Here is a 6,276-nt window from a genome sequence, read left to right on the forward strand (position 1 = left end):
CTTGGCCTCGGTGTTGCCGAGCTTGGTCTTGGTCTGACCCTCGAACTGCGGCTCGCCGAGCTTGATCGAGATGATCGCGGTCAGGCCCTCGCGGATGTCGTCACCGGAGACCCGGTCCTCACGCTTCTTGATCAGGCCCCACTCCTCGCCCCAGTGGTTGACCAGGGAGGTCAGCGCGGCCCGGAAGCCCTCCTCGTGGGTGCCGCCCTCGTGGGTGTTGATGGTGTTGGCGAAGGTGTGCACCGACTCGGTGTAGGAGTTGCTCCACTGCATCGCGACCTCGAGGCTCATGTGGTTCTCCACACTCGCGGGCGTCTCGGCCTCGAAGTCGATGATCGTCGGGTTGGCGGGCTGCTTGCGGCGGTTGAGGTGCTCGACGAAGTCCACCAGTCCGCGGTCGTACTTGAAGACCTGCTCGCTGCCGCCACCCTCGGCCCGGCGGATCGAGCTCGGCTCGGCCTGGTCGACCTCCTCGTTGATCGTGTCGTCCTCGACGGCGTCGACCATGGCCTCGGCCGCCGGACGCTCGTCGCGCACGACGATCTCGAGACCCTTGTTGAGGAACGCGTACTCGCGGAAGCGGGTGGCGATCGTCTCGAGGTTGTAGTCGGTGGTCTCGAAGGTCTCCTCGGAGGCCCAGTAGGTGACCGTGGTGCCGGTCTCCTCACCGTCCTCGAGGGGGCGCACGTCCTCGAGCGGGCCGTCGGGGTCGCCGTGGTTGAAGGACTGGCGCCAGAGGTGGCCGCGGTTGCGGACCTCGACGACGAGCCGGGTGGACAGCGCGTTGACGACGGACACGCCCACGCCGTGCAGGCCGCCCGAGACCTTGTAGCCGCCGCCGCCGAACTTGCCGCCGGCGTGCAGCTGCGTCAGGGCGATGGTGACCGCGGGCAGCTCCTGACCGGGCGCGGTGTCGGTGGGGATGCCGCGGCCGTTGTCCTGGACCCGGACCGCACCGTCGTCGGTCAGGGTGACCACGATCCGGTCGCAGTAGCCGGCGAGCGCCTCGTCGACCGCGTTGTCGACGATCTCCCAGATCAGGTGGTGCAGGCCTCGCTCACCGGTCGAACCGATGTACATGCCCGGCCGCTTGCGGACCGCTTCGAGCCCCTCGAGGACCTGGATCGCCGAGGCGTCGTACTCGACGCCGTTGGGTGGCGCCGGAGGGTTCTCGATCGTCACGGGGCCACCTTTGTTGTACGCGCTCGGGTCGGCGCTGGGTTCTGCGTCTGGACATGGAGCAGGCCGTGCACCGTGGGGAAGTACCGAGGTGACGGCCGGACTCCACAATACCGGCTAGAAGGCCGCATTCCACGCAATGACCCCCACAAGCCGGGGTGACCTGTGCGCAGACGGGCCTCTCAGCGGCCTGTGGAGGCCTCCGGGACGGGCGAACAGGGGGTCACGTGAGTCCCTGTACCGGCGCCCGGCCCGCAGATCGGCCCTGGCGGCCTCCTGCCCCGATCAGCCGTACGTGTCCCTCGGGCCACGTCCGTCCCGGCTCGACAGCCGGCCCTTCTTCCAGCTCGGGCCGTGCGGGCCGAGGATCTCCAGGATCGTGACGGTGCCGTCGCCGAGGTCCTCGTTGAGGCGCCGCAGCACGGTCGGGGTGAGCAGCTTGAGCTGGGTGGCCCACGCGGTCGAGTCGGTGCGGACCACGAGCTTGCCGTCGGTGAAGGTCTCCGGCGTGGAGTGCGCGGCGACCTCGTCGCCGACCAGCTCCGGCCACCGGGCGAAGACCCCACGGACCCGCAGCTCGAGCTCCCAGCCCTGCTCGCCGACCAGCTTGTCGACCATCGCGCCCAGGAGCTGCGGGTCGCGGTCGTCGGGATGGGCACCGCTGACGGTCGTGCCCTCCGCCGCCGCGGACCGCCGGCCACGACGACGGCGGGCGGCCGGCGTGGAGCCCGCGGTCGCCCTGGTCTGGGCGCGGGCGAGGTCGAGCCCGTCGTCCTGGTGCGGCTGGGCCGGCTGGGGGGACCCGGGTCCGGGCTCCTGCGGGTCAGCCATCCCGGGTGACCTCCCCGCCGGCCACGACGAACCGGGCCCCCGACAGCGCCGCAGGGATGTCGTCCGGCACCGCGGCGGTGACCAGCACCTGCTCGGCGCCCGAGACCAGGTCGGCCAGCTGGGCCCGGCGCTCGGTGTCGAGCTCGGCGAACACGTCGTCGAGGACCAGGATCGGGTCGTCGCCGTCGGCGCGGAGCAGGTCGTACGCCGCCAGCCGCAGCGCGAGCGCGAACGACCAGGACTCCCCGTGGCTGGCGTACCCCTTGACCGGGAGCTTCTCCCCGGTCGAGCCCGCGGGCGCCAGGGTCAGGACCAGGTCGTCGCGGTGCGGGCCGACCAGCGTCAGGGCGCGGTCGAGCTCCTCCTTGCGGCGTTCGGCGAGCGTGGCGAGGAACGACCCGGCGAGGTCGGCCTCGAGCGGGACCGTGGCGCGGTAGTCGAGCTCGGCGTCCTCGCGGGACGCTCCCCGGGCCACCGCCTCGTAGGCCTTGCCGACGTAGGGCCGCAGGTCGTCGACGAGCGCCACCCGCGCGGCCAGGAGCTCGGCGCCGTGCTGGGCGAGCTGCTCGTCCCAGACCACCAGGGTCGAGGCCGCGAACTCGTCGTCCCGCCGGCCGCGCCGGGCCGCCAGCATCGACTTCAGGAGGGAGTTCCGCTGCTTGAGGACGCGCTCGTAGTCGGCCCGCAGCCCGGCCAGCCGCGGCGTACGCAGGACCAGCAGGTCGTCGAGGAAGCGCCGGCGCTCCGAGGGGTCGCCCTTGACCAGGGCCAGGTCCTCGGGCGAGAAGACCACCGTGCGCACCAGGCCGACGAGGTCGCGGGCGCGGGGCAGGACGGACTTGTTGACCCGGGCCCGGTTGGCCTTGCCCGGGTTGATCTCGATCTCGAGCACCGCGGTCCGGCCGTCCTTGACCACGGCCGCCCGCACGACCGCCTGCTCGGAGCCGGCCCGGACCAGTGGCGTGTCGGTGGCGACCCGGTGCGAGGAGAGCCGGGACAGGTAGTCGATGGCCTCGACCAGGTTGGTCTTGCCCTGACCGTTGCGGCCGACGAATGCCGTCACGCCCGGGTCGAGCGCGACGTCGGCCGTCGCGTACGACCGGAAGTCGTGGAGGGTCAGGTGCGCGACGTACACAGGGTCATCATCGCGCCCGCACGGTCAGGCGGTGTCGGTCGCGGTGTCCGCCGGGGCGTCGCCGCCCGTCGCCTCCCCGCCGGGCGGGGGCGGGGTGTGCACGGCGTGCCCCCCGAACTGGTTGCGCATGGCGGCGATCGCCTTCATCGCCGGGCTGTCGTCCTGCCGCGAGGTGAACCGGGCGAACAGCGAGGCGGCGATCACATGCATCGGGACGGCGTTGTCGATGGCCGCCTCGACCGTCCACCGCCCCTCGCCGCTGTCCTCCGCGTAGCCCCGGAGCTGGTCGAGGTGCTCGTCCTCGTCCAGGGCGGCGACCAGCAGGTCGAGCAGCCAGGACCGGATGACGGTGCCGCCGCGCCACGAGGCGAAGATCTCGGGCACGTTGTCGACCTGGTCGACCGCCTCGAGGAGCTCCCAGCCCTCGGCGTAGGCCTGCATCATCGCGTACTCGATACCGTTGTGGACCATCTTGGCGAAGTGACCGGCACCGGGCTTCTTGCCGGCGTGCACGAAGCCGAACTCGCCTTCGGGACGCAGCGCGTCGAATGCGGGCTGCACCTTGGCGACGTCCTCGTCAGACCCGCCGCACATCAGGGCGTAGCCGTTCTCGAGCCCCCAGACCCCACCGGAGACACCGCAGTCGACGAAGCCGATTCCTCGCTCGGCGAGCATGGTGGCGTTGAGCTCGTCGTCGGTGTACTTGGAGTTGCCGCCGTCGAGGACCAGGTCGCCCTCGCCGAGCAGGTCGGCGAGCTGGCGGATGGTGTCCCGGGTCGGCTCACCGGCGGGCACCATCACCCAGACGACCCGGGCACCGCCGTCCGGACCCGGCAGCTGCTCGACCATCTCGGCCAGGCTGGCCACGTCGGCGAGGTCCGGGTTCATGTCGAAGCCGACGACCGTGAGGCCGGCGTTGCGCATCCGGGTGCGCATGTTGCCGCCCATCTTGCCGAGGCCGACGAGACCGATGTGCAGGGGCACTGAGAACCTCCGGGTGGCGGTGGGCGGCGTCAGGAGAGCAGACGCCGTGGCATCAGGAGATACCGGAACGCCGGTACCCCTGTGCTGCCCGGCTCCACGTGCCCGCTGATGACGACGGGCTTGGAGGCCTGGGTGAAGGCGAGCTCGACGACGGGCTCGTCGATGGCGGTCAGGCCGTCGAGCAGGAACTGCGGGTTGAAGCCGGTGGTGATGTCCTCGCCCTCGACCTCGGCCTCGATGGACTCGGAGGCCTGCGCCTCGTCGCCCGACCCGGCGTCGAGGGTGAGCACACCGGCGGAGAAGGCCATCTGCACCGCGGTGTTGCGCTCGGCGACGAGCGCGACCCGGCGTACGGACTCGATGAGGGCGGCCTTGTCGACCCGGGCGACGGTCTGGTGCTCGGCGGGGAACAGGCTGCGGACCTTGGGGAAGTCACCGTCGAGGAGACGGGTCGTCGTGCGCCGGGTGCCGCCGGCGGCCGCGCCCTCGAAGCCGATGATCCCCTCGCCCGCACCGCCGCTGGCCAGCGCGATGGTCACCTCGCTGCCGCTGGTCAGCGACTTGGCGGTGTCGCCGAGCACCTTGGCGGGCACCAGTGCGGCCAGGGTGTCGTCGGGGGTGCGCGGGTCCCAGCCCAGCTCGCGGTGCGAGAGCCGGAACCGGTCGGTGGCCAGGAGCGAGATGGTCGAGCCGTCGATCTCGAGGCGTACGCCGGTGAGCACGGGCAGCATGTCGTCGCGGCCGGCCGCGGTGACCGCCTGCGCGACGGCATGGGCGAACTGGTCGCTCTGCACCGTGCCGGTGGCCTCGGGCATCGACGGCAGCGCCGGGTAGTCCTCGACGGGCATGGTCTGCAGGCTGAACCGGGCCGAGCCGCAAGTCAGCGAGACCCGGGCACCGTCGGTCACCATCTCGACCGGCTTGGCCGGGAGGCTGCGGCAGATGTCGGCCAGCAGCCGGCCGCTCACCAGTGCGCGGCCCTCGTCGGCCACCTCGGCCTGGAGGGTGGCCCGGGCGGAGGTCTCGTAGTCGAAGGTCGAGAGGACCAGCCCGTCGTGGCCCGCCTCGATCAGGAGGCCGGCGAGGACCGGGACGCTGGGACGGACCGGGAGGCTGCGAGCCGCCCAGGCGACGGCGTCCGCGAGCACGTCGCGATCGACGCGGAACTTCACGATGTCGAGCCCTTCGACGAGGCGGCAGGGGAGGGTGGTGCGCAGGGATGGGAGGTGAATCCTGCCATGCGGCGCACAGCGCGGGGAACGGTCGGGGAGCTTGTCCACAGGGAGGGGGCCGAGTGGAGTTCCACCGATCGCCGAGCAATCAGAGTCTCGTCGTAGTCATAGGGTCGGTGGAATCTGTGGAGAACAGGCGTTTGTGCAGGTCGCGCCGCATGAACGCCCTCCACAGGACCATGTGGACAGCTGTGGACGACCAGGGGTCCGGTGTGCACGGCGAGCCGGCCGGTGGAACCAGCGGTCCGCGCGTCCCCAGATCCTCCCCGTGTAGTTCGCACCATCGAGGCGGTGTCGTCCACAGCCCTCGGGAGTCGCGGCGAGGTCACGACTGGCGGGCCTGGACCTTGATCCGGTTGGTGAGCTCGGAGACCTGGTTGAACACCGCGCGACGCTCGGCGAGCAGCTGGTTGATCTTGCGGTCGGCGTACATGACGGTGGTGTGGTCGCGGCCGCCGAACTGGGCGCCGATCTTGGGGAGCGACAGGCTGGTCAGCTCGCGGCACAGGTACATCGCGATCTGACGGGCCATCACCAGGTGCCGGCCGCGGCTGGGGCCGGTGAGGTCGTCGATGGAGAGGCCGAAGTAGGCGGCGGTCTGGGCGATGATCAGTCCGGCGGTGATCTCGGGCTCGCCACCCTCGGGGATCAGGTCCTTGAGGACGATCTCCGCCAGGGTCATGTCGACCTCCTGGCGGTTCAGGTTCGCGAAGGCGGTCACCCGGATCAGGGCGCCCTCGAGCTCGCGGATGTTGGTCTGGATCTTGGAGGCGATGAACTCGAGCACGTCCGGGGGCGCCGTGAGCCGGTCCATCGCGGCCTTCTTGCGCAGGATCGCGATCCGGGTCTCGAGGTCGGGTGGCTGGACGTCGGTGATCAGGCCCCACTCGAACCGGTTGCGGAGCCGGTCCTCGA

General features: G+C 71.3%; 6 protein-coding genes. All 6 read right to left on the reverse strand.

Annotation, left to right across the window (positions count from 1 at the left end; genetic code table 11):
* Positions 1-1,182 (reverse strand): ATP-binding protein (locus JHD21_RS19570; protein WP_292678670.1); only part of this gene is annotated, 1,182 nt, incomplete at its 3' end.
* Positions 1,183-1,464: 282 nt separating this feature from the next.
* Positions 1,465-2,010, reverse strand: coding sequence for a DciA family protein (locus JHD21_RS19575; RefSeq protein WP_292678673.1), 546 nt, complete (start codon positions 2,008-2,010; stop codon positions 1,465-1,467).
* Positions 2,003-3,145, reverse strand: a complete 1,143-nt coding sequence (gene recF / locus JHD21_RS19580) for a DNA replication/repair protein RecF (protein WP_292678675.1) — start codon at positions 3,143-3,145, stop codon at positions 2,003-2,005. Before recF ends, JHD21_RS19575 begins: the two co-directional genes overlap by 8 nt.
* Before the next feature lie 24 nt (positions 3,146-3,169).
* Positions 3,170-4,123, reverse strand: a complete 954-nt coding sequence (gene gnd, locus JHD21_RS19585; RefSeq protein WP_292678683.1) for a phosphogluconate dehydrogenase (NAD(+)-dependent, decarboxylating) — start codon at positions 4,121-4,123, stop codon at positions 3,170-3,172.
* A gap of 35 nt (positions 4,124-4,158) precedes the next feature.
* On the reverse strand, positions 4,159-5,301 hold the full coding sequence (gene dnaN / locus JHD21_RS19590) for a DNA polymerase III subunit beta (RefSeq protein ID WP_292678678.1): 1,143 nt from the start codon (positions 5,299-5,301) through the stop codon (positions 4,159-4,161).
* 385 nt (positions 5,302-5,686) lie between these two features.
* On the reverse strand, positions 5,687-6,276 hold a 590-nt coding region (locus tag JHD21_RS19595; RefSeq protein WP_292678680.1), incomplete at its 5' end, for a helix-turn-helix domain-containing protein.

The sequence above is a fragment of the Nocardioides sp. genome, from assembly GCF_016462705.1.
GTDB lineage: Bacteria > Actinomycetota > Actinomycetes > Propionibacteriales > Nocardioidaceae > Nocardioides.